This window comes from Bacillus sp. R86525 (assembly GCF_042466195.1).
Classification (GTDB): Bacteria; Bacillota; Bacilli; order Bacillales; family Bacillaceae_G; genus Bacillus_A; species Bacillus_A nitratireducens.
Window position 1 is genome coordinate 2474466 of sequence record NZ_JAXHPX010000007.1, and the last position, 25696, is coordinate 2500161.

General features: G+C 37.0%; 22 protein-coding genes. 16 read left to right on the forward strand and 6 right to left on the reverse strand.

What is annotated here, in order from left to right; all coding sequences use genetic code 11:
- Nucleotides 1-62 precede the first annotated feature (62 nt).
- Entirely contained in the window at nucleotides 63-2354 is a 2292-nt protein-coding gene (locus SJY24_RS15270) for a glycoside hydrolase family 3 C-terminal domain-containing protein (RefSeq protein WP_377865270.1), read from the forward strand.
- A gap of 260 nt (nucleotides 2355-2614) precedes the next feature.
- Here SJY24_RS15270 and SJY24_RS15275 read toward each other — a convergent pair whose 3' ends face one another.
- Nucleotides 2615-3106, reverse strand: coding sequence for a DinB family protein (locus tag SJY24_RS15275; RefSeq protein ID WP_377865271.1), 492 nt, complete (start codon nucleotides 3104-3106; stop codon nucleotides 2615-2617).
- A gap of 317 nt (nucleotides 3107-3423) precedes the next feature.
- Here SJY24_RS15275 and SJY24_RS15280 point away from each other — a divergent pair, with 317 nt between their 5' ends.
- From SJY24_RS15280 to SJY24_RS15310, 7 genes are all read left to right on the forward strand, one after another.
- Nucleotides 3424-4467: an ArsR/SmtB family transcription factor gene (locus SJY24_RS15280; RefSeq protein WP_377865272.1), complete on the forward strand. Its 1044-nt coding sequence runs from the start codon at nucleotides 3424-3426 to the stop codon at nucleotides 4465-4467.
- Between the two features lie 57 nt (nucleotides 4468-4524).
- Nucleotides 4525-5739, forward strand: coding sequence for an MFS transporter (locus SJY24_RS15285; protein WP_377865273.1), 1215 nt, complete (start codon nucleotides 4525-4527; stop codon nucleotides 5737-5739).
- Nucleotides 5740-5836: 97 nt separating this feature from the next.
- Nucleotides 5837-6163, forward strand: a complete 327-nt coding sequence (hmoA, locus tag SJY24_RS15290) for a heme-degrading monooxygenase HmoA (protein WP_000469495.1) — start codon at nucleotides 5837-5839, stop codon at nucleotides 6161-6163.
- A 184-nt stretch (nucleotides 6164-6347) separates the two neighbouring features.
- Nucleotides 6348-6785 (forward strand): VOC family protein, encoded by a 438-nt coding sequence (locus SJY24_RS15295; protein WP_377865274.1) that lies wholly within the window; start codon nucleotides 6348-6350, stop codon nucleotides 6783-6785.
- Nucleotides 6786-6976: 191 nt separating this feature from the next.
- Nucleotides 6977-7681 (forward strand): nucleotidyltransferase domain-containing protein, encoded by a 705-nt coding sequence (locus tag SJY24_RS15300; RefSeq protein ID WP_377865275.1) that lies wholly within the window; start codon nucleotides 6977-6979, stop codon nucleotides 7679-7681.
- A 207-nt stretch (nucleotides 7682-7888) separates the two neighbouring features.
- Nucleotides 7889-8308 carry a VOC family protein gene (locus tag SJY24_RS15305; protein ID WP_377865276.1) on the forward strand — a complete coding sequence of 140 codons (420 nt, stop codon included), beginning with the start codon at nucleotides 7889-7891 and terminating at the stop codon, nucleotides 8306-8308.
- Between the two features lie 303 nt (nucleotides 8309-8611).
- Nucleotides 8612-9115, forward strand: a complete 504-nt coding sequence (locus tag SJY24_RS15310; protein WP_377865277.1) for a GNAT family N-acetyltransferase — start codon at nucleotides 8612-8614, stop codon at nucleotides 9113-9115.
- Nucleotides 9116-9253: 138 nt separating this feature from the next.
- Here SJY24_RS15310 and lsrF read toward each other — a convergent pair whose 3' ends face one another.
- The 4 genes from lsrF to SJY24_RS15330 are packed head-to-tail and all read right to left on the reverse strand — an operon-like array spanning nucleotide 9254 to nucleotide 12925.
- A complete protein-coding gene (gene lsrF, locus SJY24_RS15315) occupies nucleotides 9254-10036 on the reverse strand; it encodes a 3-hydroxy-5-phosphonooxypentane-2,4-dione thiolase (RefSeq protein ID WP_105585063.1) in 783 nt (260 codons plus the stop codon).
- A 6-nt stretch (nucleotides 10037-10042) separates the two neighbouring features.
- A complete protein-coding gene (locus tag SJY24_RS15320; protein ID WP_000909986.1) occupies nucleotides 10043-10405 on the reverse strand; it encodes a cupin domain-containing protein in 363 nt (120 codons plus the stop codon).
- A gap of 25 nt (nucleotides 10406-10430) precedes the next feature.
- Entirely contained in the window at nucleotides 10431-11993 is a 1563-nt protein-coding gene (gene lsrK / locus SJY24_RS15325) for an autoinducer-2 kinase (protein ID WP_377865278.1), read from the reverse strand.
- Nucleotides 11993-12925 (reverse strand): sugar-binding transcriptional regulator, encoded by a 933-nt coding sequence (locus tag SJY24_RS15330; RefSeq protein WP_377865279.1) that lies wholly within the window; start codon nucleotides 12923-12925, stop codon nucleotides 11993-11995. Before SJY24_RS15330 ends, lsrK begins: the two co-directional genes overlap by 1 nt.
- A 241-nt stretch (nucleotides 12926-13166) precedes the next feature.
- Between SJY24_RS15330 and SJY24_RS15335 the strand changes: the two genes are divergently transcribed.
- The 4 genes from SJY24_RS15335 to lsrB are packed head-to-tail and all read left to right on the forward strand — an operon-like array spanning nucleotide 13167 to nucleotide 17657.
- Nucleotides 13167-14660, forward strand: a complete 1494-nt coding sequence (locus SJY24_RS15335) for a sugar ABC transporter ATP-binding protein (protein WP_377865280.1) — start codon at nucleotides 13167-13169, stop codon at nucleotides 14658-14660.
- Nucleotides 14657-15625, forward strand: a complete 969-nt coding sequence (locus tag SJY24_RS15340; protein ID WP_377865281.1) for an ABC transporter permease subunit — start codon at nucleotides 14657-14659, stop codon at nucleotides 15623-15625. Before SJY24_RS15335 ends, SJY24_RS15340 begins: the two co-directional genes overlap by 4 nt.
- Nucleotides 15622-16620 (forward strand): ABC transporter permease, encoded by a 999-nt coding sequence (locus SJY24_RS15345; RefSeq protein ID WP_377865282.1) that lies wholly within the window; start codon nucleotides 15622-15624, stop codon nucleotides 16618-16620. Before SJY24_RS15340 ends, SJY24_RS15345 begins: the two co-directional genes overlap by 4 nt.
- Complete coding sequence (gene lsrB, locus SJY24_RS15350) at nucleotides 16617-17657, forward strand: autoinducer 2 ABC transporter substrate-binding protein LsrB (protein ID WP_377865283.1); 1041 nt, start codon at nucleotides 16617-16619, stop codon at nucleotides 17655-17657. The genes SJY24_RS15345 and lsrB overlap by 4 nt, the downstream gene beginning before the upstream one ends.
- Before the next feature lie 140 nt (nucleotides 17658-17797).
- On the opposite strand, the gene SJY24_RS15355 is transcribed toward lsrB, so the two are convergent.
- Nucleotides 17798-19300: a malate:quinone oxidoreductase gene (locus tag SJY24_RS15355; RefSeq protein ID WP_377865284.1), complete on the reverse strand. Its 1503-nt coding sequence runs from the start codon at nucleotides 19298-19300 to the stop codon at nucleotides 17798-17800.
- Between the two features lie 431 nt (nucleotides 19301-19731).
- On the opposite strand from SJY24_RS15355, the gene SJY24_RS15360 reads away from it, so the two are divergent.
- From SJY24_RS15360 to SJY24_RS15375, 4 genes are all read left to right on the forward strand, one after another.
- Nucleotides 19732-20778, forward strand: a complete 1047-nt coding sequence (locus SJY24_RS15360) for a DUF2332 domain-containing protein (protein ID WP_377865285.1) — start codon at nucleotides 19732-19734, stop codon at nucleotides 20776-20778.
- A gap of 363 nt (nucleotides 20779-21141) precedes the next feature.
- Entirely contained in the window at nucleotides 21142-22878 is a 1737-nt protein-coding gene (locus SJY24_RS15365) for a sigma 54-interacting transcriptional regulator (RefSeq protein ID WP_377865286.1), read from the forward strand.
- Nucleotides 22879-23126: 248 nt separating this feature from the next.
- Nucleotides 23127-24731, forward strand: coding sequence for an ATP-dependent acyl-CoA ligase (locus SJY24_RS15370; RefSeq protein ID WP_377865287.1), 1605 nt, complete (start codon nucleotides 23127-23129; stop codon nucleotides 24729-24731).
- A gap of 53 nt (nucleotides 24732-24784) precedes the next feature.
- On the forward strand, nucleotides 24785-25576 hold the full coding sequence (locus SJY24_RS15375; RefSeq protein ID WP_377865289.1) for an enoyl-CoA hydratase: 792 nt from the start codon (nucleotides 24785-24787) through the stop codon (nucleotides 25574-25576).
- Nucleotides 25577-25696 lie beyond the last annotated feature (120 nt).

The following is a 25696-nucleotide window of genomic DNA, read 5'->3' on the forward strand; positions in this document are numbered from 1 at the left end:
AAAATAATAACTATAATGACATCAAGAAAGCGTTTACTTAATTGTTTTTTAGGAGGGCTATCATGAAAAGAGATATTAAGAAAATCATTTCACAAATGACGTTAGAAGAAAAGGCAAGTCTATGTTCTGGATTAGACTTTTGGAATACAAAAGGGATTGAGCGATTAGGAATTCCTTCTATTATGGTAACTGATGGACCACATGGGCTTAGAAAACAAGCAGAGGGAGCAGATCACTTAGGGATTTATAACAGTATTCCATCGACTTGTTTCCCATCAGCAGTAGGGTTAGCAAGTACATGGAATAAAGACTTAATAAATCAAGTAGGAGTTGCATTAGGAGAAGAATGTCAGGCTGAAAATGTAGGTGTTCTCCTTGGACCAGGTGCAAACATAAAACGTACGCCACTTTGCGGAAGAAACTTTGAGTACTTTTCAGAGGACCCGTATTTATCATCTCAAATGGCTGCAAACCATGTGAAAGGCGTACAAAGTCAAGGGATTGGAACGTCATTAAAACATTTCGCTGCTAATAATCAGGAGCACCGCAGAATGTCTGTAGATGCAATTGTTGATGAAAGAACTTTGCGTGAAATCTATCTTGCTAGCTTTGAAGATGTCATTAAGGAAGCACAGCCTTGGACAGTGATGAGTGCTTACAACAAGATAAATGGTGAATATGCTTCGGAAAATAACTATTTATTAAATGATATTTTAAAAGATGAATGGGGATTTGAAGGTTTTGTCGTTTCTGATTGGGGTGCAGTAAATGAGCGTGTTGCAGGTTTAGCTAACGGTTTGGAGTTAGAAATGCCTTCAAGCTTTGGAATTGGTGAGAAGAAGATTGTTGATGCAGTTAATGGTGGTGAGCTATCTGTAGAAAAGCTTGAGCAAGCAGTAGAGCGATTACTTTACATTATTTTTAAAGCTTATGATAACCAAATAGAAAACGCTGTGTATAGTAAGGACGTGCATCATCAGCTTGCTAGAGAAGTTGCAAATGAAAGTATGGTTATGTTAAAAAATGAAGATTCCATCCTTCCGCTGAAAAAAGAGGGGATGGTAGCGATAATTGGAGAATTTGCAAAGCAACCACGTTATCAAGGAGGCGGAAGCTCTCATATTAATCCAACAAAGCTTGAAAGTATTCTCGAAGAAATCGAAATGGTATCAGATGAAAAAACAAACATATTATTTGCACAAGGCTATGACCTTGCAAGCGATGATGTAAATGAAAACATGATTAATGAAGCAAAAAAGATTGCAGAGCAAGCAGATACAGTAGTCCTTTTTGTTGGACTTCCAGATCGTTATGAGTCAGAAGGTTTTGATCGAAGGCATTTACAGATGCCAGAAAATCACGTGCAATTAATTGAGGCTATTGCTGAAGTTCAAAGTAATATCGTTGTAGTTTTAAGTAATGGTGCTCCAATTGAAATGCCATGGATAGGTAAAGTAAAAGGCATACTTGAAGGCTATTTAGGTGGACAAGCATTAGGCGGAGCAATTGCTGATTTATTATTTGGTGATGCGAATCCAAGCGGGAAATTAGCAGAAACATTCCCGAAAGTTTTAAGCGATAATCCTTCTTACTTAAACTTCCCTGGTGAAGGTGACAAAGTGGAATACAAAGAAGGTGTCTTCGTCGGATACCGTTATTACGATAAGAAAAATATTGAACCATTGTTCCCATTTGGTTTTGGGTTAAGCTATACAAACTTTGAGTATAGTAATCTTTCAGTAGATAAGAAAGAAATAAAGGATACGGAGACAGTTTCTGTCACTGTAAACGTGAAAAATATTGGTAGTACGGCAGGGAAAGAAATTGTTCAACTCTATATAAAAGATGTTGAAAGTACAATGATTCGTCCTGAAAAAGAATTAAAAGGATTTGAAAAAGTAGAATTGCAGCCGGGAGAAGAAAAAACGGTTAACTTTACTTTAAATAAAAGATCATTTGCTTATTATAATGTTGAGTTGAAGGACTGGCATGTTGAAACAGGTGAATTTGAGATTTTAGTAGGTAAGTCTTCAAGAGAGATAGTTTTACAAGATAACATGTATGTACAATCAACGACTATAATTCAAAAAACAGTGCATCGTAATACTTTGCTAGGAGATATATTTGCAGACCCAATTTTAGCACCAATTGCAAAAGGGCTTATGGAAAAAGCATTAAAAGATAGCCCGTTTGGTAGTATGGCTGAAGGGGATAGTGATGCCTCTGAAATGATGGATGCTATGCTGAACTATATGCCATTACGAGCATTAGTGAACTTTAGCGCAGGTGCTTTTACAGAAGAAATGTTGAGTGAAATCATTGGGCTATTGAACGATGCACAGATGAATCGATAAGTATGAATGAACTTTTTATCCCATATTAATGGCCCGGAAATGCCCGATTGGTTTGGGTTAATAATCAGTGGGGATGGACAAAATCCCACTGATTAAATTTTTACTATATATTTGAACATTCTTTGGTGAATTTTATTTCATTGTAGGACGTTTCTCCAACATGCAAAAAGGCAAATGAGAGCTAGTATCTCATTTGCCTTTTTTTGTACTTATTCTGCTAATGTAGAATGATATGCCTGTCTATCATCTTTAATCATCACTTATAAATATGAACGATGAGCTGGCCATGAACCTTGGAGTTTACGAAGTTGTATAATTTGTCCTGTATGATAAGCATCGTGCAAAAGGATATTCATATATTGTTGCCAAACAGGTAGAGAAGGACTTGGTTGATCCAGTTCTGCTTCTTGAAGGGATGTTAATGAATATTGTAAGGCATCATGTACTTGAAGCGTTCGCTTCACTGTTTGCTGCCAATCATCCTCATCATTAGGTCCACCTTGGACAAACGTGTCATCATTATTTTGTGGAGCAACAAATGTGTCATCTTGATGTAAGCGAGAAAGTAAGCGCTCTTTAAAGGTTAGTAAATGGTTTGCATTTTCCCAAATCGTATTACTGGCCTTTCCTTCTGGTTGCCAACATGCTTGTGCAGCGGTAAGATTCTTTAACGCTTCTGATATCGGTGGGTACCATTCTTCATCGTAAAAAACTTGTTTGACTCCATTTTGTAATATTTCTTTTTTACCCATTCATATAGCCTCCTTAACTATGAGATAGACCAACAATAAGTGTTAGATAAGTAGGTACGTTTCTAAAAGAACAATATGACGCCGTTGTAGCAATTGCAGAAATAAACTTATTCTTTCTAAATCATTTTTCTTACTGCAATAAATTCTCCTTTCTCATCAAGAAACCTGCCTCATAGTTGAACATGAAAAGTAACTGCAGCTTAAATTTTAAAAATTGCAGTGAAATAAATTTTGTAATGTTTCAAAATTCTAAAAATATAGAAGGTATAATTCGATAAATGTAGAATTTAATACATAGCAAATAAGGAGGGGATGAAATGGAAGTCTTTCACGTAACGAGTAGAAAAAGGGAAACGTACAATGTTCAAATGAAGTATTCGATACTTTTCGAATGTGCACTTGGCATTGCAGCAATTACTCATAAGAGGTTAATCGATACTCTTGAAAAGCCTCAAAGCGAATGGGAAGAAATTAAAAAATCTTTACCTCATGAAATGATAGAGCATTTGCAATTTGTCGAGAAGCACAATACATGGAAAGCGTTGCTACAGTTACTGTATGATGGAGATTTTACGGATTTATCTCAGTTTGTTCATAATATCAATTCGCTATCGGAAGTAGATTTTAAATATGTGTGCTTACCGTTTTTAGGAGAAATCCATCAAGAAAAAAGACATTTAGCAGCTAGCGGAGAAGTTTCAGCAGCACAAGAACTAATGGAATTAACACAGGAACATCAATTTTTCTCTGCGTATATTGAGTTTATATGTAATACAGATGTGCAAGTATTAAAAGGGCATTTAATCGCTGTTATGACAGGATGGTATGAAATTGTTATTAAGAAAGAGGAAGAGCAACTACTTTCTATATTAGAGCGAGATTATGAAGCGAAAAATGAAATGAGTAAAAAGATGAAACCGGAAGAGTTTGTCGAATGGGCAACAGGTGGAGTTATATACATGCCAGAACCAAGTGTGCATCATGTACTTCTTATCCCGCAAATCACATACAGACCGTGGAACATAGAAGCAGATATTGAAGACACGAAAGTATTTCATTATCCGGTCGCAAATGAAAGTATTCATCCGGAAGATCCATATGAGCCGAGCTATTTTTTAGTTCATAAACATAAGGCGCTCGGGGACGAGGCGAGATTGCGTATTGTAAAACTACTATTTGAACAAGAGCGTACACTGCAAGAAATAACGGAAAGATTACAACTAGGAAAATCGACAGTACATCATCATTTGAAACTTTTACGTTCAGCAAAGTTAGTTGATATTCATGATGGGAAATATGTGTTAAGAAAGAAAGCATTGCAGTCTTTAGCGAAAGAATTAGATGCATTTTTGAATAGATAATATACAACGAGAATGTACATAAAGGGAGGAATTTAATAGAAAAGTTGGTGAGCTATAGTGAAGAATGTATTGAAAAATCGTTCGTTCTTTTTTATGTGGATTGGCAGTGCAATTTCAGAATTAGGTGGGGCTTTTGGGACGTTATGTAATTCAATTCTCGTTTATGAATTAACAGGATCAAAAACAGCATTAAGTAGCATGTGGTTACTATATTTTATCCCGTCTCTCATATTGCAACTTATAAGTGGCCCATTTATTGATAAATGGAGCCGAAAGTGGATTATGATTTTTTCGCAATGGATGCGAGCTTCGGTTTTCTTATTGCCGTTAGTCATGTTAGTTACTAGTAGTATAGAAGTTTGGCATGTGTATGTCGTACAAATTATAATTGGGCTTATTACGCCGCTTTATACACCTGCAAGCCAAGCAATTACACCAAGCGTTGTAAGTAAAGAGCACCTTCAAGAAGCGAATGGATATATTGATGGAATGACCCGTCTTATGATGTTTCTTGCACCAGTATTAGGTGGTATCGTCATTAAATTTATTGGAATCAAATTAACAATAATGTTCGTATGTGTTTGTCTATTCATTAGTGGAGGATTGTTACTTTTCATAAAAGAAAAAAGGGTAAAGCAAGAATTGAGAAAAACGTGGCTAGAACAGTTTCTTCACGGTTTTACATATTTTTTCACAAAACCAATAATCGTTTGGCTCGGTGTCTTTCTTACTTTCGTGCAATTTGGGGTTGGGGTAACGATAGTTACAAATCTTCCTTATATAAAAGATGAGCTGTCAGCGGGGTATGCGGAGTATGGTTATTTTATGGCCGGTTTCCCGCTTGGCTATGTAGTTGGATCAATACTAGTTGGAAAAATAACATATAAAAGCCGGCGTATACTTATGCTTGGAGGATTGTTTTTAGGAGGACTAACATACATTTCTCTAGGGTTCAATCATAGTATAGTAATTGCGGTGTTCATTGAAATAATTGCAGGTATTTGTATTGCATTTTTCAATGTTCATAACACGACAATATGCCAACAAACTGTCCCAAATAATATGATAGGAAAAGTATTTTCAGTGCGACTATTTTTCATACGATCAGCTATGCCGTTAGGGGTGTTATTAGGAGGCATACTGAGTGAAATGTGGGGAGTGAGAACACTATACTTTATCATCGGTACGATTATATGTGTCACTTCTTTAATAGGGATATTGCTACCGTATTTTAAATTTTTAGATGAGTCGATTGAGGAGAAGTCAGCATAATTCTAAAAATTTGAAACTTTATAATTGAAAATAATTATCATAATCAATTATAATAGGAGAATACTAGTATTCGTATTACAAAGAGGGAGTGGGATATATGTTTATCGAAACGAAGACATTTACAGTAAAAGAAGGTACATCTAATATAGTTGTAGAGCGTTTCACAGGAGAAGGAATTATTGAAAAATTTGAAGGATTCATTGACTTAAGTGTTCTTGTGAAAAAAGTAAGACGCGGTGACGAAGAAGTTGTCGTAATGATTCGCTGGGAATCTGAAGAAGCATGGAAAAACTGGGAAACAAGTGAAGAACATTTAGCTGGACATAGAGCCGGTCGTGGTAAACCAAAACCAGATCATATCATTAAGGTTGAACATGGGGTTTATTATGTGAAATCATCAAAATCGGCTTATCAACAGTCGTAAAAATACATTTGTTTAATTATATTCTTTCAAATATATAACCATCTATCTGCTTATTGATAGATGGTTATTAACATTGAATAAAGAGAATGATTTGCATGTGATGTAAGAATAATTAACGGATAAGTTAAAACTAGAAATGTTATAATATAAATTCGATCAGTGAGTAAAATTAGGAGGAACAATAATGGTTCAATCGATAGTTCATATCGCATTAGTAGTAAAAGACTATGATGAGGCAATAGAATTTTATACAAAGAAACTAAATTTCACATTAGTTGAAGATATTTATCAGCCAGAAGAAAACAAACGGTGGGTGGTGATATCTCCTCCAGGTTCAGTCGGCACCACAATATTACTAGCTAGGGCATCTAAACCAGAGCAAGAGCCCTTTATTGGTAATCAATCAGGTGGTAGAGTATTTCTTTTCTTAAATACTGATGATTTTTGGAGAGATTATAATGAAATGATTTCAAGAGGAATAGAATTTGTGAGAGAACCGAAAGAGCAAGCATATGGAATTGTTGCAGTGTTTAAGGATTTATACGGGAATTTATGGGATCTGTTGCAACTAAAGGATGATCACCCAATTGCACAAAGAATTAATAGAAAGCAATGCGACTAAGCATTTCACAAGTATGTGAAAATAAAATAGAGCTTGGTATGTAAAAATTAGCAGTATTTATTATGGATATGTATGAGGAAAAAATATAATTCAAAATCGTTTAAAAGGTGTTTGCGTATTTTAGAAACTGAGAAATATCAATATATTCTTATAGGAATTATATTACGTGCTCAATAACTTGGAGGGTAAAAATGATAGAAAATCTTTCGTTTATTACATATGAAAACCATAAAGAGTTAGTACATAAAATTCTAAATGAATATATAGCTAGGAATGAAGAGAGTGGATTAATGCTCATCGGATCTATAGCAAGAGGTGACGCATACCCCGAATCCGATTTAGATGTATACGTCCTTTTAGAGAATGGACAAAAGAAAGATTTTCATTCTGAAAAGAGAGAAGGTATTTTAATTGAATATAAGTATGCAGACTTTAAAAGAATTCAATTAAACTTTAAAAATAATCCAATGGAATTATACTCTTTTCTAGAAGGAGAAATTTTATTTGATAGTAACGGTGAGTTGAAAAGGTTAAAGGAAATAGCTCAACATAAATATGAAAATTATTCTGTTTCTAGTGATAAAGTAAAAGGCATTTCTCATTGGTTACATAGTTCGCTAATTAAAATTCAGGCTGCTTTGAAAGCAAAAGATGAATTAAAAGCTTCATACATAGTTCACACATCAATGTGGACATTGCTAGAGGGAATATGGGCTATTAATAACAGACCAACACCTCCAGCTGGGTCTGCTTTAAGGTATATTCAAGCATTATCTATTAAACCGACTAATTTTGATGATTTACTTAATAAAGTGTTTTTAGGAGATACGACAGAGCGGATTTCTTCAGCAATTTCTTTGATTGAGTGGATTTTACTTAATTTGGAGAGTAAATAATAGGGCTATAACACTTGTCAACTTATATAGGTAAATCGATACTCCATGTCGAATTGTTCATATGATTGCATTCCTTTCGAAAAACGTTCTAAGCTATAGGAAAAAGCATAAGACTATAAAAGAGTCTTAGACGGTATATCTTTCTTTACATATGTAAGTGTTATCAATATGAGTATATATACCCTCTGCTTAAAAGGAGATGAGTAAATGAAGTTAAATCATATGAATCTATGTGTTGATGATTTATCAGAAGCGAGACATTTCTTTGAAACATTTTTTGATTTTCAATTTTTGGAGCAAAAGGGAAAGGCACTAGTAGTGATGAGTGATGAGAGTGGATTTATACTTGTGCTAAGCGATCCAAAAGCATTTAAGGGAAATAAGGAAGTTATGTATCCGGAAGCTTTTCATATTGGTTTTTTAGTGGATACTTCAAGTGAAGTTGATCATGCATATAATCGTTTAGTAGCTGGTGGCATTGAAATAGACAAGGAACCGTATGCAATGAGAGGTAGTAGTTATGGTTTTTATTTTACAATGTTTAATGGATTGTTAATTGAAGTGTCTTGCCTTGACTATAGAGAGGGTAAGAAAGTTCCAAAGCTTAATGGTGCTCATCAAGAGTAGTTGTTTTAAGATGTAAATATAGCCCCTATCCAGTTTGGAAAGGGGCTTGATCATTTTATTTGTATGATAAGTGAAAAACAAACTGTTAATAAACTAGAGCGTATTCATCTTAAAGCCAATATTGTATGTTTAAAATAAAGTTGTATAAAAAGGTCTATTTTTTAGAGGAATTGCTTATGCATAAAAGAACTCTAATTTTTTTGTGCTGTTGCTAGAAAATTTAGAGAATCAATCTTATTTTTGATGCGATGAGGTGCGAAACTATTATGAGTAGTACAGTGATATAAATAGGAGGTTCTCACTATGACAACTTCATATAAAGCTATGGCATTCCAGCTGAAAACGGAACGACTCGACCTGAATATGTGGGAGGAATCCGATGCAGTCTGGCTGAGAAAATTAATTGGCGAACGTGGTGTGGACATGCCAACCATTGACTCTGTTCGTAGCTATCTTATTGAGATGCGCAAGAAAGCAGCTGAAAATGGTATTTCTCTTCTCACTATCCGTAGGCGAGACGAAGGCGATTTCATCGGATACTGTGGCTTAATTATCGGTCGTTCAACGCTTGAAGAGCCGGAGATTGCATACGAGTTGTTCCGTAGTGCTCATCGCAAGGGTTATGCGACAGAGGCAGCATCCGCTGTACTGGAGGCTGCGATTGCTACGGGGCGCCAAAGACTTTGGTCGACTGTAGGTGCTTGGAATGTTGCGTCCTTCCGAGTACTAGAAAAGATAGGATTTGAGCGGCATCACAGTACGTGGGACGAGCGCGGTGAGATTGTTTGGAACGTACGCGATCTGTAGAAATCTGACCAAATTCGGAATAATAAAAATGTAAAAGAAAGCCCATATGTTAGGTTACTCAGTAATCTAACATATGGGCTTTCTTTATAGTAAATATTGATTTTGTATATATTTAAGTGTAATAGTCTGTCTTTTACCTTAATTTTTCACATCATCATAAAGTTCCAGCGCTTCTTTCACATTCAATCTATTTTTCACAATGCCATGAATTGCTTGAATCATCGCAGCTGGATGTTCGGATTGCCATATGTTTCGGCCCATGTCTACTCCGATTGCGCCTTCTTGGAGGGCGTTGTACGTAATGTTTAATGCGTCTTCGATTGAATCTAGTTTCGGACCGCCCGCGATTACGACTGGAGCAGGGCATGTGCTCGTTATTTTTTCGAATCCTTCGCAGTAGTACGTTTTAATAATGTCAGCTCCCATTTCAACACATACGCGGGAGGCAAGTGCTAGAAAGCGAGCTTCACGTTTTTGCAATTCTTTCGCAACGGCGGTAATGCCGAGTACTGGCAGTCCGTAATCGTGAGCTTCTGAAACTACGTTTGCGAGATTTGAAACAGTTTGTGTTTCATAGTCTGATCCAACAAAGACAGAAACACCAACGCCAATTGCGTTTTGTTTTACTGCTTCTTTTACAGGTGTAACAATTGTTTCATTCGCTAAATCTTTACCGACGACGGTTGCCCCGCCTGATACACGCATAACCATCGGTGTGTTGCAGTTTTCAGGTATACAGGAGCTGAGTACACCTCGAGTTAAAAAGAGGGAGTCTGTATAAGGAAGCAAGTTTTTTACTGTTTCTAACGGTTGTTCTAGTCCGTGAATTGGTCCTAAGAAATAGCCATGATCAATCGCTAACATTACCGCTCTACCATCAGGTAAAATTGTATTTAATCGATTTTTAAATCCCCAAGTCATGTGAAATCACTCCTTCGTTAATGTTGGATTTTCCGTTTGTACAGTATCTTTATTTGGTAAATGTGGTGACTTGATAAAGACAGCTTTAAAAGGTTTGTCAGAATGGTTAATTAGATAGTGAGATTCATGAGGGCGAACTTGTAAGACATCACCTTGTTTAATTGGGACTCTTTCATTATTTACATAGAAGTCTATTTCTCCTTCTAATGCATAAAAGACTTCCTCGCACGTTGTATGATAATGATTTTGAAACTCTTGCCCAGGCTGAATGACGACAAGCCCAAGATCAATATTCGGACCTTGTATTAAATATTTCGGGCCGTTATCACCGAAGCGATAGGAGAAATCATTTTCATTCGCTTTTAACATACATTTCACTCCTTTATGTAATATGTTACAGAGCACCGGGTGCAATCCACATATGTGAGGTGAGCCCTTTATCGGCTAAAGCGAGCTGACTGTTATACACAGTTTTCCATGTTTCATAGAATTCCTTATATAGTTCATGATTTTCAGTGACTGGCTCAAATGTTTTTTCCCACTGTACAAACTGTTCGGCAGTCTCTGCCATAGATGAATATATGCCAGCACCAACCCCAGCAGCAATTGCAGTTCCTAAAGCTGCTGCTTCTTTCACAACTGGTACTTTCACAGGAATTCCGAGTACGTCTGAAAGAATTTGTGGCCATAGTTTTCCTTTAGCAGCACCGCCAGCAAAAACGACTTCGGAAGGGAACGTACCTGTGAGATTTTCAATTAGTTTTAAGTTGCCAAGTGTAACGAAGGCCGCATTTTCTTCAATCGCGCGGAACATGTCTTTCTTCCCGCATTTGTCAGCATCTAAGCTTAAATTTAAAAAAGAAGGTGCGGCGTGCCGCCAAGAAATGTAGTTCATGACGTTTGAAAAAGTGGGGATAATCCCATGTGAGCCTACAGGTACTTCGTTCGCTTGTTCTTCTAATAATTCATAAGCATCTATACCGAGTTTTTCAGCAAGTTTCTTTTCTTCTTGGCAAAAAGCATCTCGAAACCATCTCATAACAAGGCCAGGGAAGAAAGCGATTGTTTCGTATTGCCATAGGTTAGGAATGACGTGGCAATTTACACGAATCGTCGCATTTGGATCAGTTTCTAATTTTGTTATATTTACCTCTTGTTGCCAAAAACTGCCCCCGCATATAAATGTTTGTTCAGGTTTTACAACTCCAGTTCCAAGTGATGCCATTTGTGCATCTCCGCCGCCAGCAACGACAGGAATTCCTTCATGTAATCCTGTTAATTCAGCACTGCGTTTTGTGATATTCCCGATAACTGTACCAGCTTCATTTACTTTTGGAGCAAAGGCTAGAGTAAGACCGCATTGCTCAGCAACCGAGTTATCCCAAACTCTATTTTGTAAATCGAATATACCGGACGTACATCCGTTTGAAGGATCAATTTGTAGTACGCCGCACAATTTATATAAAATCCAATCGTTTAACATCGTGAAAGAATGAATGTTCCTGTACACGTCTGGTTCATGTTTTTTAATCCAAAGTAAGCGAGGTAAAGCACATAATGAAAAAGTTTGACCGGATTTTTTATATAAATCCACTTCAATTTCGGAACGAATTTGTTTTAGTTCACTAACTTCTGCTGATGCACGTCCATCAACATTTGCACAAGCCCATATTTCTTGCCCGTTTTTATCGTATAAAACAAAGCCCTCACGCATACTCGTTGCACTAATACCTTTAATAGAAGAGGGGGACGTATTACTTTTTTGAAGAACATCCTTCGTACACTCTTGAACGAGTTTCCAGTTTTCTTTCACATCAAAATTCATAGAACCAGGGTAACGACTATCTGATTTATGAATCCATTCTTTTTGACTAACAGCAAGCTGATTTCCTTGTAAATCAAAAAGGACTGCTCGAATACTTCCTGTACCAGCATCGTAAGCTAATAAAGAGGACATTAAGAGTCACCTTCCTTTCTTAATAAGGAGAGGGCAGTTTCTTCATCGGTAATTAATGTATGAATGAATTTTCCTTTTAAGGCGCCGTAAATTGCATCTATCTTTTCTGTGCCGCCAGCTACACCAACGACATGCTTCATATTTTTAAGAACAGAGAGTGGTGTGCCAATAAGACGGTTATGATGGGGGAGTTCTAATTGTTTTCCGTCAGTATTATAAAATTGTCCTAAGATATCTCCGGCCCCGTTCTGACTACGTATATATGTCATTTCATGTAGCGTTAATTTTTCTTCTTTCACAATAGTGGCATCTTGAGATAAGCTTCCAATGCCAACTACTGCTGTATGGGCAAGTGAAGCGACGTGAAGCATATCTTTCACACTCGGCTCTGATAGAATACTTTGTGCCATTTCGTTAGTGGATGCTAGAAAAGGGGTAGGAATGATGTGAAGATCTCCTTGCATGTAGTTCAAGTAGTTTTGTTTTCTCGGAATATAATGGTTAACACCACCTGTAAGGGTAACGATTGAAAGATTCATAGAAGTTTCAAAATGAATGTTTTCTAGCATTTTACTTATCGTTTCGCCCCAGCCGATGCCGAGTAAATTTCCTTGTTGCAGATGAGTTTCTAAATATTGTGCAGAGGCTTTTCCGAATGATGATGCATAATCTTCAGTTGGTGTTGGAATAACGAAAGCATCTTTTAGATGGAATTTTTTCATAAGGTCACGTTCAATGCTTAAACAGTGTAAACCAGTACCTTTTACGTGAAATGTAACGACACCTTCCGTACGTGCTTTATCTAACAACCGAACAACTTTATTTCTTGAAATGTGGAGAAGTGAAGCTATTTCGTGTTGCGTTAGTTGATCTTTATAGTAATACCATGCTACTTTTGTTAACAAATTTTCATCAAAGTTCAGCTGTGACATGCTCTTCATCCCTTTCAACAATTGACCACTGCTTAAACATATGTGTTCGTTATTTTGTTTATTCCAGTTGAAACGATAAAGAGAAACTTTAATCAGTGTGGGGATTCATCCCCACACTGATAATTAGTCCAGTGAAAAAAGTGTTCTAGATATGAAAAAAGGAATATACAATGCTACAAAACAAGTAGAACAAAAAATCATTTTCTCAAAAAATGTTCTGCATAAAGGTAGGTGACATCATGTGGAGAACGTGCCCTTATTACAAGTTACAAAGATGAGTAAATCATTTGCAGATCAACTCGTATTAAAAGAAGTCAATTTACAATTAGAGCGTGGAGACGTATACGCTTTAGTCGGTGGAAATGGTGCCGGGAAATCAACGTTAATGAAAATATTAACGGGTTTGCATTCATACGATTCAGGTGAGATGTTTGTGAAAGGGGAAGTACAACAGTTTTCAAACACAGCAGAAGCGCATCAACATGGCATTTATTTAATACCACAAGAGCCCCTCATATTTCCTCATATGACAATTGAAGAGAACATTTGTATCGGAATGAAAGCGAAAAAGAAAGAGCTTCGAAATAAGATTAATAAGTTGCTAGAAGAATTAGGGTGGAACATTCAACTTCATGATCTAGGGTTATCGTTATCCATTGCCCAGCAACAATTAGTAGAAATATTGAGGGGATTAATAAGGGAAGCTGAGATTCTTATTTTAGATGAGCCAACATCGACATTAACAACTCACGAAATTAAGAGTCTTTTTGTGTTGATAAAAAGTTTAAAAGAAAAAGGAATTGGCATGATTTACATTACGCATCGTTTTCCAGAAATCTTTGAAATTGCGAATAAAGTAGCGATTTTGCGTGATGGTATGATTGTTAGCCAGGGAAATGTATCGAGTTATACATATGACTTGCTAATGGAGGGGTTATTGCCGAAAGGTTATAGACTTGAGGAGAAGAAAGAAATCGCAGATGAAGAAATAGAGCCTTCGGAAATAGTATTAGATGTCACGAATGCGTCTAGTTACGCGTTTCAAAATGTATCATTAACTGTACACGCTGGAGAAGTTGTTGGGATTGCAGGTATCGTCGGATCAGGTAGGACGGAATTAGCCGAATCAATATTTGGATTAATACCTTTGAAATCAGGTTCCGTCTTATTAGAGGGGAAATCCATTACGAAGTATTCGGTACATAAGAGAATAAAAGAAGGGATGGTGTATGTGCCGGAGGACCGGGCAGGGAATGGCATATTTTCAATTGCGTCTGTTAAGGAAAATATAACATCTGCATCTTTACACAGTATGAGTAGCTTCTTTTTAAATAACAAAAAAGAAAGCGCTTTATCCGAATCGTATATAAAACAATTTCGAATTGTTGTCCCTCATATAAATGAAGAGATGACGTCTTTATCAGGTGGAAACCAACAGAAGGTTGTACTGGCGAAATATCTTGCGTGTAATCCGAAGGTGATTATTCTTGATGAACCGACCCGCGGTATTGATGCGAAAGCAAGACTAGAAGTATACGAAACGATACAAAGTTTGAAGAGAGAGGGACTTGCGATCATATTAATTTCTTCAGATGTAGAAGAAATTGTTCAATTAGCAAATCGTGTATATGTCATGAGAAACGGAGAATTTGTTTCTCATTTAGAAAAGAAGGAAATTAGTATTGATGAAGTTACACGCCTTGCGTACGGAGGAAAGGGAGGTGTAACGGAGTGAAACGTGTATTTAAAATGCATGAGATGTCTATTATTATTTTATTACTTCTTTATATAGCCTTCGTTGGAGTAATGAATCCTAGTTTTATTCAGTTTAGCTCATTATCTTTAATGCTCAAATCAAGCGTTATTTTAGTTGTTTTGGCAATTGGTCAATCTTTCGTATTATTTACGAAAAATATTGATGTATCAGTAGGATCTATTATGGGCTTAAGCGCTGCGGTTTGCGGGATGTTGTTAACAGATGGATACAGTGCCTTTATTTCAATATTTGCGGCAATTATAATTGGTGCTCTTATTGGTATGGTAAACGGAATTGGCGTTACGAAATTTCGAGTGCCAGCTATCATTATGACATTAGGAATGCTCGGGATTATTAGAGGTGCAATGTTAATATTTACGGGCGGAAAGTGGATTGAAGATATTCCGAATGAGTATAAACAAATTTCTTCTATTATGATGCTCGGTATTCCGGTAACCGTATGGACCGTTCTTATCATATTGCTGCTACTATATTTCTTTTTAATGAAAGTACAAATTGGAAGATATTTTTATGCGGTAGGTGATAATGAAGATGGTGCAAGGCTTATTGGAATACATGTAGATAAAGTGAAAATATACGCGTTTATCATATCAGGCATAAGCGCTGGGCTCGCTGGATGCATATTCGTAATGAATATTGGGTTCGTTCCAAATCAAACAGGTACAGGGATAGAATTGCAAGTGATCGCCGCTGCTGTTTTAGGTGGTATTCATTTAAAAGGAGGAACAGGTTCTATATTTGGAGCGGCATTAGGTGCATTCTTTTTAGAAGTGATAAGCAGTTCACTTGTCTTTTTAAAAATACCTGCATTTTGGAATAGTGCTATTTCAGGATTTTTACTTTTACTCATCATTATATTAGATAGTGTCTTAAAAAAATGGAAGAAACTCCGACAATTAGAAGACAGGAGGGTGAATCTATGAGGGGAATACGTAGTTTGTATAGATGGGAAGGGGTTCTTTTCTTATTGCTTCTCGTAGAATTCATTTTCTTTAGTTTCATAAATAATGATTTCTTAAACATTAGTAACCTCCTTTTTAGCATGAACGATTTCCTCATTATTTCAATTGTGGCTATTCCGATGACATTTGTCATTGTAACTGGTGGAATTGATGTATCAGTAGGATCTATTATGGGGCTTACTTCGATTCTTATCGGCGTACTTTGGATGAATGGCATACCTATACTGTTGGCAGTTATCATGGCGCTCGTAGTAAGTTGTATAGCCGGCGGATTAAATGGACTTATTATAAAAATGACAGATGTAGAACCTCTTGTCGTTACACTTGGAACGATGTTTTTATATGCAGGAATCGCCCTTGTTATTTCAGGTGGTTCGGGGGCAGCGGGCTATGAAGGAATTAGTGGTTTACCAGATTCGTATGTGCAACTGGCAAATGGTAGTTTTATCGGTATACCTAATTTATTATGGCTCCTTGTCATTTTAACGATAGTATTTACGATATTTTTTCACCATACAACATACGGTCGTCACGCAAAACTAACTGGCGCAAATGAAAGTACGGCGAAATACTCCGGGATTCGAACGAAGAAAGTAGTGATTATTGCATACGTACTTTCTGGGTTAGGAGGTGGATTAGGAGGGGCTTTCTTAACAGCGTATTTCGGTTCTGCTCGTGCTGATATTGGAAGTGAAACGATTTTGCCAGTTATTACGGCAGTTGTTTTAGGCGGAACACTTATTACGGGCGGAAAAGGGAGTATTATTGGGACAGTACTAGCGAGTATTTTTATAGGGCTTATGCAGTACGGTTTGCAAATGACTGGCTTAACGAATGAACAATCCAATGTAGTAATTGGTATTATCCTTATTCTTTCAGTTATTATGAGACATTTCAAATTACATCAATTCTTAGCGGGGAAAAGACGGAATTTGCATAAGGGGGAAATGTCATGAAGAGAAAACTGGGGATTGTTATTATTATGTGTATTTGTTTAATCGGTTTAATCGCTTGTTCTAGTCAAACAGCGGATAAGAAAAAAGCAGATGTAAAATTTGCGTTCATTCCGAAATTAACAGGAGTTGGCTTCTTCACATCAGGCGGTGAAGGTGCAAAAGAGATGGGGGATAAGTTAGGTGTACAAGTGAAGTATGATGGACCGTCTGAGGCGAGCGTATCAGGGCAAGTAAAATATATAAACAATTTTATTAACCAAAACTATGATGCGATTATGGTTTCATCTACGTCAGTTGATGGTCTCTCGCAATCACTGCAACGTGCAAAGAAAAAGGGGATGACCATATTAACGTGGGATTCTGATGTAGATCCGAAAGACCGTTCATTTTATATTAGCCAAGGTACACCAGATCAACTTGCAAACTTATTAATTGAGATGACTTCCAAGCAAATTGGAGATAAAGGGAAAGTAGCATTCTTTTATTCTAGCCCAACAGTAACAGATCAAAACCAATGGGTAACGAAAGCGAAAGAAATTATTAAAAAGAAATATCCGAACTGGGAAATTGTAACGACGCAATATGGTGAAAATAATGCACAAAAATCTTTATCAGTAGGGGAGAGTATTTTAAAAACGTATCCGGATATTAACGCAGTAATATGTCCAGATGCAACGGCACTTCCAGCGATGGCGCAAGCGGCTGAGAACTTAAAAATGGATAAAAAAGTAGTCGTAACTGGATTTTCTACACCGAACGTTATGCGTGATTATGTAAAACGAGGAACAGTAGAGCAATTTGGTTTATGGGATGTTAAACAGCAAGGTGCACTCGCAACGTATGTTGCAAATGAAATTGTTGTAAAAGGGAAGAAGTTAAAAGTAGGGGATAGCTTTGAAGTAAAAGGAATCGGAAAAGTGAAAGTAGAACCAAACTCTATTCAAGGGTATGACTATGAGGCAGACGGAAATGGTATTATCGTATTACCTGAACGAGTTGTATTTACGAAGGATAATATTGATAAGTATAGTTTCTAGTTGAGAGCTAAAATGAACTTGTCGTTTCTTGTGGGTAAGTCGATATAAATTTATCTACTATTATTTATTCGCAAGACAAAGTAAAAAAAACGTCCGAATATATCGGACGTTTTTATTATGTCGTTTTTAAAATCTATTTATTAATTGTGAACAGCTTCTTTTTCATTTAACCCAAGTGTGCGTCCTGTTGAAGCGTGAAGCTCTTGGAACAGTCTTGGATTTTGCGTAAGTGACACGCCGTAAGAAGGGACCATTTCTTTGATCTTTGGCTCCCATTCTAGTATACGTTCTGGGAAGCACTTTTCTAATACTTCAAGCATAACGTGAACAGCAGTAGAAGCACCTGGAGAAGCACCAAGTAACGCAGCGATTGACCCGTCAGATGCACTTACAACTTCTGTACCAAATTGCAGTGTTCCTTTACCACCTGCATCAGTATCTTTTATTACTTGCACACGTTGACCAGCAACTACAATATCCCAATCTTCACTTTTCGCGTTCGGAATAAATTCACGTAATTCTTCCATACGCTTTTCGTGTGATAGCATAACTTGTTGGATTAAGTATTTTGTTAATCCCATTTCTTTTACACCAGCTGCTAACATCGTTAAGACGTTATTCGGTTTTACAGAACCGATTAAATCAAGATTTGAACCAGTTTTTAAGAACTTAGGTGAGAAGCCTGCAAATGGTCCAAACAGTAAAGCTTTTTTGTTGTCTATATATCTCGTATCAAGGTGAGGTACAGACATTGGTGGAGCACCAACTTTAGCTTTTCCGTATACTTTTGCATGATGCTGCTCTACAACTTTTGGATTTTTACATACCATAAATAGTCCACTTACCGGGAATCCTCCAATATGTTTTGACTCAGGAATACCAGTCTTTTGAAGTAGAGGTAGACTACCACCACCGCCGCCGATAAAGACGAATTTCGCAGTATGATGTTCGATTTTGCCACTATTCATATCGTGAACTTTTACTTCCCACAAACCATTCTTCGTGCGTTTAATATTTTCAACACTATGTTTGTAGTTTAGCTCAACATTTTTAGTTTTTAAGTAATCAAATAACATGCGCGTTAACGCACCGAAGTTAACATCTGTTCCAGAGTCAATTTTCGTTGCAGCCATCAGTTCATTAGAGTTTCGACCTTCCATAATAAGTGGAAGCCATTTTTTTAATGTGTCAGGAGCATCAGAAAATTCCATTCCTTGGAATAGAGGGTTTTTTGAAAGCGCTTCAAAACGGTTTTTTAGAAACTCTACATTTTTTTCCCCTTGCACCAAACTCATATGAGGTAGTGGCATAATAAAATCTTGTGGATTACGAATTAAGTTTTTCTTAACAAGATACGCCCAAAATTGTCTTGAAAGTTGAAATTGCTCATTTACTTTTACAGCTTTACCAATATCTATAGACCCGTCAGATTTTTCGGATGTATAGTTAAGCTCACATAGCGCAGAATGTCCTGTACCAGCATTATTCCATTCGTTAGAACTTTCTTCTCCGGCATTTGTGAGTTTTTCAAATACTTTAATTTCCCATTCAGGTGCCAATTCTTTAAGTAATGATCCTAACGTTGCGCTCATAATTCCAGCGCCAATTAAGATAACGTTTGTTTTTTGCTGCATGTTGCTCATGATAATCTCTCCATCCCCTATATTGGCAAAAAAGAGTAGGTGTTTTTATATCTAAGCCGTAAAAAGAAAACACCACCTAGGCCCCACCTAGGTATTTACCTTTTTTGTCTCAATTATATAACCATCTCATACTCTATTATAATAATTAATAGACTAAAATATCTAGTGTTATCTGATAATTTTAAACTATTTAACGCTTTATTTTGTAGAATTCTTCTGCCATAAGGGTAAAAAGCATTGTAGTAAAGCGGAATTTGGAGAAGAATTCCAGTTTGATGTTATCTCAAAAAAACTTACTAATACTTTTATTTTTAAGTTTTAATCTTTGGGAATTTGTAAGAATCTGTTTTTATTACATCTAATTTGAAAAAATAGAGTAAATAACAAATTAATGGTAAGATTATTCTGAAAATAAAACAGGAGGGATACCAATGCTTACAAAAGAACAAATAGCAAATTTATTTCGGAATTTTTCTGAGAATGAATGTAAAGGATCAAGTGATTTATACGAGTATTTATCAATAAAAATTTCTGAAGATGAGGAAGTTCTTGAGTTAGCTTCCTACGCACAACCTGGTCAACCAATCCCAAACGTATTATTAGGTGCAGTCCATTATTTATTGTTAAAAGGAAAAGAACACAGTTTAAAAAGGTATTATTATAGTTTAGTTGAAGATGCGGATACAAATTTTGAAAATGCCTTTCACCAATTTAAAGATTTTTGCCATGTATATCGTGAAGAAATAATTACTTTATTACAAACGAAACTCGTTCAAACTAATGAAGTAAGACGATGTGCCTATTTGTATCCAAGTTTCTGTTACATATTTAATAAAGTGAACAAACCGTTAGCGTTAATAGAAATTGGTACAAGTTCTGGATTACAACTATTTTGGGATCAATATCGTTACTCATATGGAATGGAAGAAGTGTATGGAAATACACAATCGAATGTTCATTTAACCTCTGAAATAAGAGGGGAAAATATGCCGTATTTGCTAAAACAAAGTCCACCTGTCGTAGAAAGAATCGGACTAGATTTACACGTGAACGATTTAAATAATGACGAAGACTATTTATGGTTACGAGCGCTTATTTGGCCAGAACATAAAGAAAGACTGGTACTATTCGATCAAGCAGCAGAACTTGTAAAAGAACAATCAGTGCAGTTAATTGAAGGAGATGGTGTAGTGCTTCTACCATCCATTGTAGATCAAATAAGAGAAGATGCTGTGATTTGTATTTTCCATACACATGTAGCGAATCAAATACCAGAAGATGTGAAACATACGCTAGAAAAACAAATTAAAGAAATCGGTGCAAATCGTGATGTATTCCACCTATATAACAACATGTGGGACCGTGACCTTCATATTGATTATTATATTAATGGAAACGAATATTGTGAAACGGTTGGGGAAACAGAAGGGCATGGAAGATGGTTTAGTTGGGGATTGGGGGATAAGACTTTATGCTAAAGTAAACCTAATAATTATGGGTTTCATCACCAAAATTCGTAATAAAAATAGCTGATGGAAGACACTCCATCAACTGTTTTTTACTTTTCATAAAACTCATTAGGTATCTAAGGTAAGCGTCAAATATTCCTCACCTACAAGTTGTAAATAGCCCATGAGATTCATCTTCTTACATCTAAGGATTTAAAGAAATTGGATTATTAAAACCTGACAGGTGTCAAAAAAGAACCTACCGGTTAATCAGCTATATTACTGGTTCAAGAAATTATTACTTCAAACGGAAGAGCCGAAGGAAAGTAAATGTTTAAAATGAATATATAATACATGCGAGAAAGAGCACAATTTGATAGGGGGGGCTTCCAAATGCATATGGATGAAAGAATGAATTTGCAGTTAACAAGCCAGGCTCTTCAGGTAATGAATAACGGAATTGCTGTCATAAGTCATGATGGAATCATCACATTCAGCAACCAACCATTCTGCAGCATGTTACATAAAAAAGAAAATGAAATAATAGGTAAGCATATATCAACGATTATTCCTGATCGTAAAAAGCTAGTATTGAATCAAAATGATAGTTTGTACAAGTACGAGTGTAAGGTGGGCAACCAAGTATTGATTATGAATGAATCCCGTGTATATCAGGGCGGGAGAGAAGATGGATCAATTGCCATTTTGGAAAACAAGGAAAAAAGTATACAATCCTTGGAAAGTATCATCAGTCGATATGAAAATGCCTTGAATTTACTGTCGGAGTGTATTCTAGGGGTAAATGAACAAGGGATTGTCAATTTTTTAAGTGGTTCTTATGCACAATTTTTAGGGATTGATGATCCAAAGGAAGCGATAGGTAAGCATTGTACGGAGGTTGTTGAGAATACGAGGATGCATATTATCGTGAAGACGGGACAGGTGGAAATTGGGCATATCCAGCGCATAAATAATCGGAATATTATCGCAACTCGCATACCTATTGTTAAGGACGGTGAGGTTATTGGTGCGATTGGTAAAATTATGTTTCATGATATACAGCAGTTTAAAGCTTTGGGGGATCAGATTAGTGCAATGGAATCAAAGTTATCTTACTATCAAACTGAATTACAGCGGTTGCAAGAAGGCAGGTTGTCCTTTCAAAGTATTATAGGAGAGAGTGCGAAAATGAAAGAAGTTAAAACGATGGCCTTGAAGGTTTCTAAAAGTCGGTCTACCGTTTTGATAAGAGGAGAGAGCGGTACAGGGAAGGAGCTCTTTGCGCATGCGGTACATCGTGCAAGTCCGCGTGCTAGGGGTTCATTTATTCGTTTGAATTGTGCTGCGATTCCGAGGGATCTTTTGGAGGCTGAATTATTTGGATACGAAGAGGGGGCTTTTACAGGAGCGAAAAAAGGTGGTAAGCCTGGGAAGATTGAGTTGGCCCATAAAGGAACGTTGTTTTTAGATGAGATCGGTGATATGTCTTTGGACATGCAGGTGAAGTTGCTACGTGTGTTGCAAGAGAAAGAGATTGAAAGAATTGGTGGTACGAAAATTCAAAAGATTGATGTCCGTTTCATTGCGGCGACACATCGAAATCTTCGTGAAATGGTGCAAAGAGGGGAATTTAGGGAGGATTTATATTATAGGTTGAATGTGTTTGCGATCGATATTCCTCCGTTACGAGAGAGAAAGGAAGATATGATACATATAATGGAATTTTTAATTCGGAAATTGAATGGGGAGCTGGGTAGTAGCGTTCTTTCATTGGATGAGAGAGTAAGGGATATATTCATGGAGCATGATTGGCCAGGGAATATTAGGGAGCTAGAGAATGTGTTAGAACGAGCGATGAATGTTATAGAAGGAATGATTATTCAAGTGCATCATCTTCCTGTCTATTTGCGGAAAAAAGATTTGGAAGAAGAGTTATATCATGAAATATTTACGGTGGATCAAGAGAAGAATGAGATGAGTTATTCACTGCAGGAGGAAGTGGAATCGGCTGAAAAACGGGCGATTACAAGGGCTTTGGAAAAGACAGTTGGAAATATAAAAGAGGCAGCCAAGCTTTTAGGGATTCATCGGGCTAGCTTATATCGGAAAATAGAAAAATATGGAATATAGTAAAGGGCAAACAGGCCCTTTTTTGTTTGGTTTGCAGTAATATATACTGTCTCTTTTTTGCAACACTTTCTTATAGATGCGACATGATCGTAATCATTTGTAGCGCAAGTGCGACATGTGAAGGTGGACATGTAAGGGAGACTTGGGGTATGTCACTGAAGGAATAAGGGAATAGAGAATGAGTCGATTTTTGGCATGTTTCTTGCTATATAAATAAAAAAGATTATAGCAAGAAGGGATGGAATTCAATGCTGGAAAATCACAGTTTGCCGCATTTTATTATGCAAAGTATTGAAAAAACACCAAGTAAGGTGTATTTACAATTTGAAGAACAAAGAGTTACGTATGAGGAGCTCTATCATCGAATTACAAAAGCTGCAGCGGGATTTTGTGAGCTCGGTATTCAAAAAGGGGACAAGGTTTGTATTATGCTTCATAATACTCCTGAGTATCTGGATGTATGGTTTGCTTTATCTTTTATGGGAGCAATTGTAGTGCCTCTGAATGTGCATTTAAAAGGAGAGGGCCTACAGTATATTTTATCTCACTCTGATTGTAAGCTAATTATCGTTGAGAAGGAATTTGTTCCTCAAATTGCTTCTTGTTTGTCTTTTACACAAAGGGACATTCAAATTGTTGCTTACGGAAATAATGAAAGCGTAATCATTACGAGCGATGGTAAAGAACGGCTCGTAATCGAATTGAAAGATGTACTGAATACAAATAATCATCACCTTCCAACTGAATTTGTTTCCTCCTCTTCTATTAACAGTATCCTTTATACCTCTGGAACGACTGGATTACCTAAAGGGGTCATGTTAAGTCATTCTGCCTATGTAAATTCTGCGCAGTCATTTGCCGCCTATATGGTTGGCGCAAGTTCAAAAGATGTCTTATTTACAGCGCTTCCGTTATTTCATATTAACGCCCAGGCTCATACAGTACTCGGAGCTATTTCTTCCAATGCGACGATTGCTCTTGGCAAGCGGTTTAGTGCTTCTAGATTTTGGGATGAAATTCGTGGTCATAGAGCAACCATTTTTAATTCTTTAGGATCTATGATTCCTATTCTCTGCAAGCAGCCAGAAAAGGAAAATGATAATGAAAATTTTGTAAGGGTGACAGCTTGTGCTGCTACGCCTAAGGAATTTTGGAAGCCGTTTGAGGAGAGGTTTGGCGTCCAGATTGTAGAGGGTTACGGATTAACGGAAACGACGGGTTTTTGTGTAACGAATCCATTGAATGCCAATAAGCCGCCTTCTATTGGAAAGCCTTATTCTTACGTAGAAACGAAGATTGTCAATGAGGATGGAAATGAAGCGCGGACTGGTGAAATTGGAGAGATTTTTATACGTTCCTTACAGGGACAAGCATTCATGGAAGGCTACTATAAAATGCGGGATAAAACAGAAGAGTCGATGAAGGAGGAATGGTTCCGTACAGGAGATCGTGGTTATCTAGACGAGGAAGGTTACTTATATTTTTGCGATCGAATCAAACAGTGTATCCGGAGGCGTGGAGAAAATATCTCCTCTTGGGAAATCGAAAAGGTAGTGAATAATCACCCGAAAGTACTTGAATCAGCGGCCATCGGTGTTCCATCGGAAGTGGGAGAAGAGGATGTCAAATTATATGTGATTGTAAAGAAAGGAGAAACGATGTCCCATGAAGAGATTATAGATTGGTGTCAAGAACGTATGGCTTACTTCATGGTGCCGCGATATGTTCAGTTTAGTGAAACTTTTCCAAAAACCGCGACGGAACGGATTCAGAAGTTCAAGCTGAAGGAGGAAGGAATCGGTACTGCTTGGGATAGTGAAAAGGTCGGCTATGTAATTAAAAGAACGAGTTGATGTGCTGACGGTAGTAAAAGCATCTCATTACATATTGGAAAGAAGGGATTGAATTGGAAAATAATCGGGTTGTTACATGGTCCAAAGAAAAAGGAATCGCGACAATCATCATTGATAATCCTCCTGTGAATGTATTGAGCGGTGATGTGGTGGAGCAACTGACGGTAGTGGTCGATGAAATCGAACGGGCTGATGAAGTGATTGCTGTACTTTTAACTGGAGTTGGAGAAAAGGCCTTTGTTGCAGGAGGGGATATCAAGTCATTTCCGGACTGGATTGGGAAAGGGAGTGAATATGCAGAGGGAAAATCATTGTGGCTTCAGAATCCATTAAATAAAATAGAAAGATTGTCTAAGCCTGTAATCGCTGCTATTAACGGATTAGCGCTTGGGGGCGGGTGTGAATTAGCTTTATCATGTGATTTACGGATTATAGAAGAACATGCTCAAATCGGGCTTCCGGAAGTGAAGTTAGGCTTGTTTCCAGGTGCGGGAGGAACGCAACGTTTGCCTCGATTAATAGGAACTGCAAGTGCGAAAGAAATGATGTTCACTGGTGAGCCACTCACTGCCGAAGTAGCTTGGCGAGTTGGTTTGGTGAATCATGTTGTCCCGCGTGGCGAATCGCTGAATAAGGCGAAGGAACTAGCCGTGAAGATGGCTCGATTTTCCCTTCCTGCTTTATCTTTGATGAAGCAATCTATCAATAAGGGATTATCTTCTTCTCTTGAGGAAGGACTAAAAATAGAAGCTGAGAATTTCGGACATGTATTTCAAACGAGTGATGTAAGAGAGGGAGTGGAGGCTTTTATAGAAAAAAGGGTACCACTTTTTCATCATAAATAAAAAGCTATGACAATAATATGCAAAAAGCAATGCCTGCCTTTGGCAGGCATTGTAACAATATATACAAACATAAAAGAATGTAAAGTTAAGAGAATCTATTTTATTGAGGGGGATTACGGT

Bases quoted from the DNA above. Each gene is read 5' to 3' on its own strand.
- SJY24_RS15270 (WP_377865270.1), top strand. From the start codon at position 63: ATGAAAAGAGATATTAAGAAAATCATTTCACAAATGACGTTAGAAGAA.
- SJY24_RS15275 (WP_377865271.1), bottom strand. From the start codon at position 3,106: ATGGGTAAAAAAGAAATATTACAAAATGGAGTCAAACAAGTTTTTTAC.
- SJY24_RS15280 (WP_377865272.1), top strand. From the start codon at position 3,424: ATGGAAGTCTTTCACGTAACGAGTAGAAAAAGGGAAACGTACAATGTT.
- hmoA (WP_000469495.1), top strand. From the start codon at position 5,837: ATGTTTATCGAAACGAAGACATTTACAGTAAAAGAAGGTACATCTAAT.
- SJY24_RS15295 (WP_377865274.1), top strand. From the start codon at position 6,348: ATGGTTCAATCGATAGTTCATATCGCATTAGTAGTAAAAGACTATGAT.
- SJY24_RS15300 (WP_377865275.1), top strand. From the start codon at position 6,977: ATGATAGAAAATCTTTCGTTTATTACATATGAAAACCATAAAGAGTTA.
- SJY24_RS15305 (WP_377865276.1), top strand. From the start codon at position 7,889: ATGAAGTTAAATCATATGAATCTATGTGTTGATGATTTATCAGAAGCG.
- SJY24_RS15310 (WP_377865277.1), top strand. From the start codon at position 8,612: ATGACAACTTCATATAAAGCTATGGCATTCCAGCTGAAAACGGAACGA.
- lsrF (WP_105585063.1), bottom strand. From the start codon at position 10,036: ATGACTTGGGGATTTAAAAATCGATTAAATACAATTTTACCTGATGGT.
- SJY24_RS15320 (WP_000909986.1), bottom strand. From the start codon at position 10,405: ATGTTAAAAGCGAATGAAAATGATTTCTCCTATCGCTTCGGTGATAAC.
- lsrK (WP_377865278.1), bottom strand. From the start codon at position 11,993: ATGTCCTCTTTATTAGCTTACGATGCTGGTACAGGAAGTATTCGAGCA.
- SJY24_RS15330 (WP_377865279.1), bottom strand. From the start codon at position 12,925: ATGTCACAGCTGAACTTTGATGAAAATTTGTTAACAAAAGTAGCATGG.
- SJY24_RS15345 (WP_377865282.1), top strand. From the start codon at position 15,622: ATGAGGGGAATACGTAGTTTGTATAGATGGGAAGGGGTTCTTTTCTTA.
- lsrB (WP_377865283.1), top strand. From the start codon at position 16,617: ATGAAGAGAAAACTGGGGATTGTTATTATTATGTGTATTTGTTTAATC.
- SJY24_RS15355 (WP_377865284.1), bottom strand. From the start codon at position 19,300: ATGAGCAACATGCAGCAAAAAACAAACGTTATCTTAATTGGCGCTGGA.
- SJY24_RS15360 (WP_377865285.1), top strand. From the start codon at position 19,732: ATGCTTACAAAAGAACAAATAGCAAATTTATTTCGGAATTTTTCTGAG.
- SJY24_RS15365 (WP_377865286.1), top strand. From the start codon at position 21,142: ATGCATATGGATGAAAGAATGAATTTGCAGTTAACAAGCCAGGCTCTT.
- SJY24_RS15370 (WP_377865287.1), top strand. From the start codon at position 23,127: ATGCTGGAAAATCACAGTTTGCCGCATTTTATTATGCAAAGTATTGAA.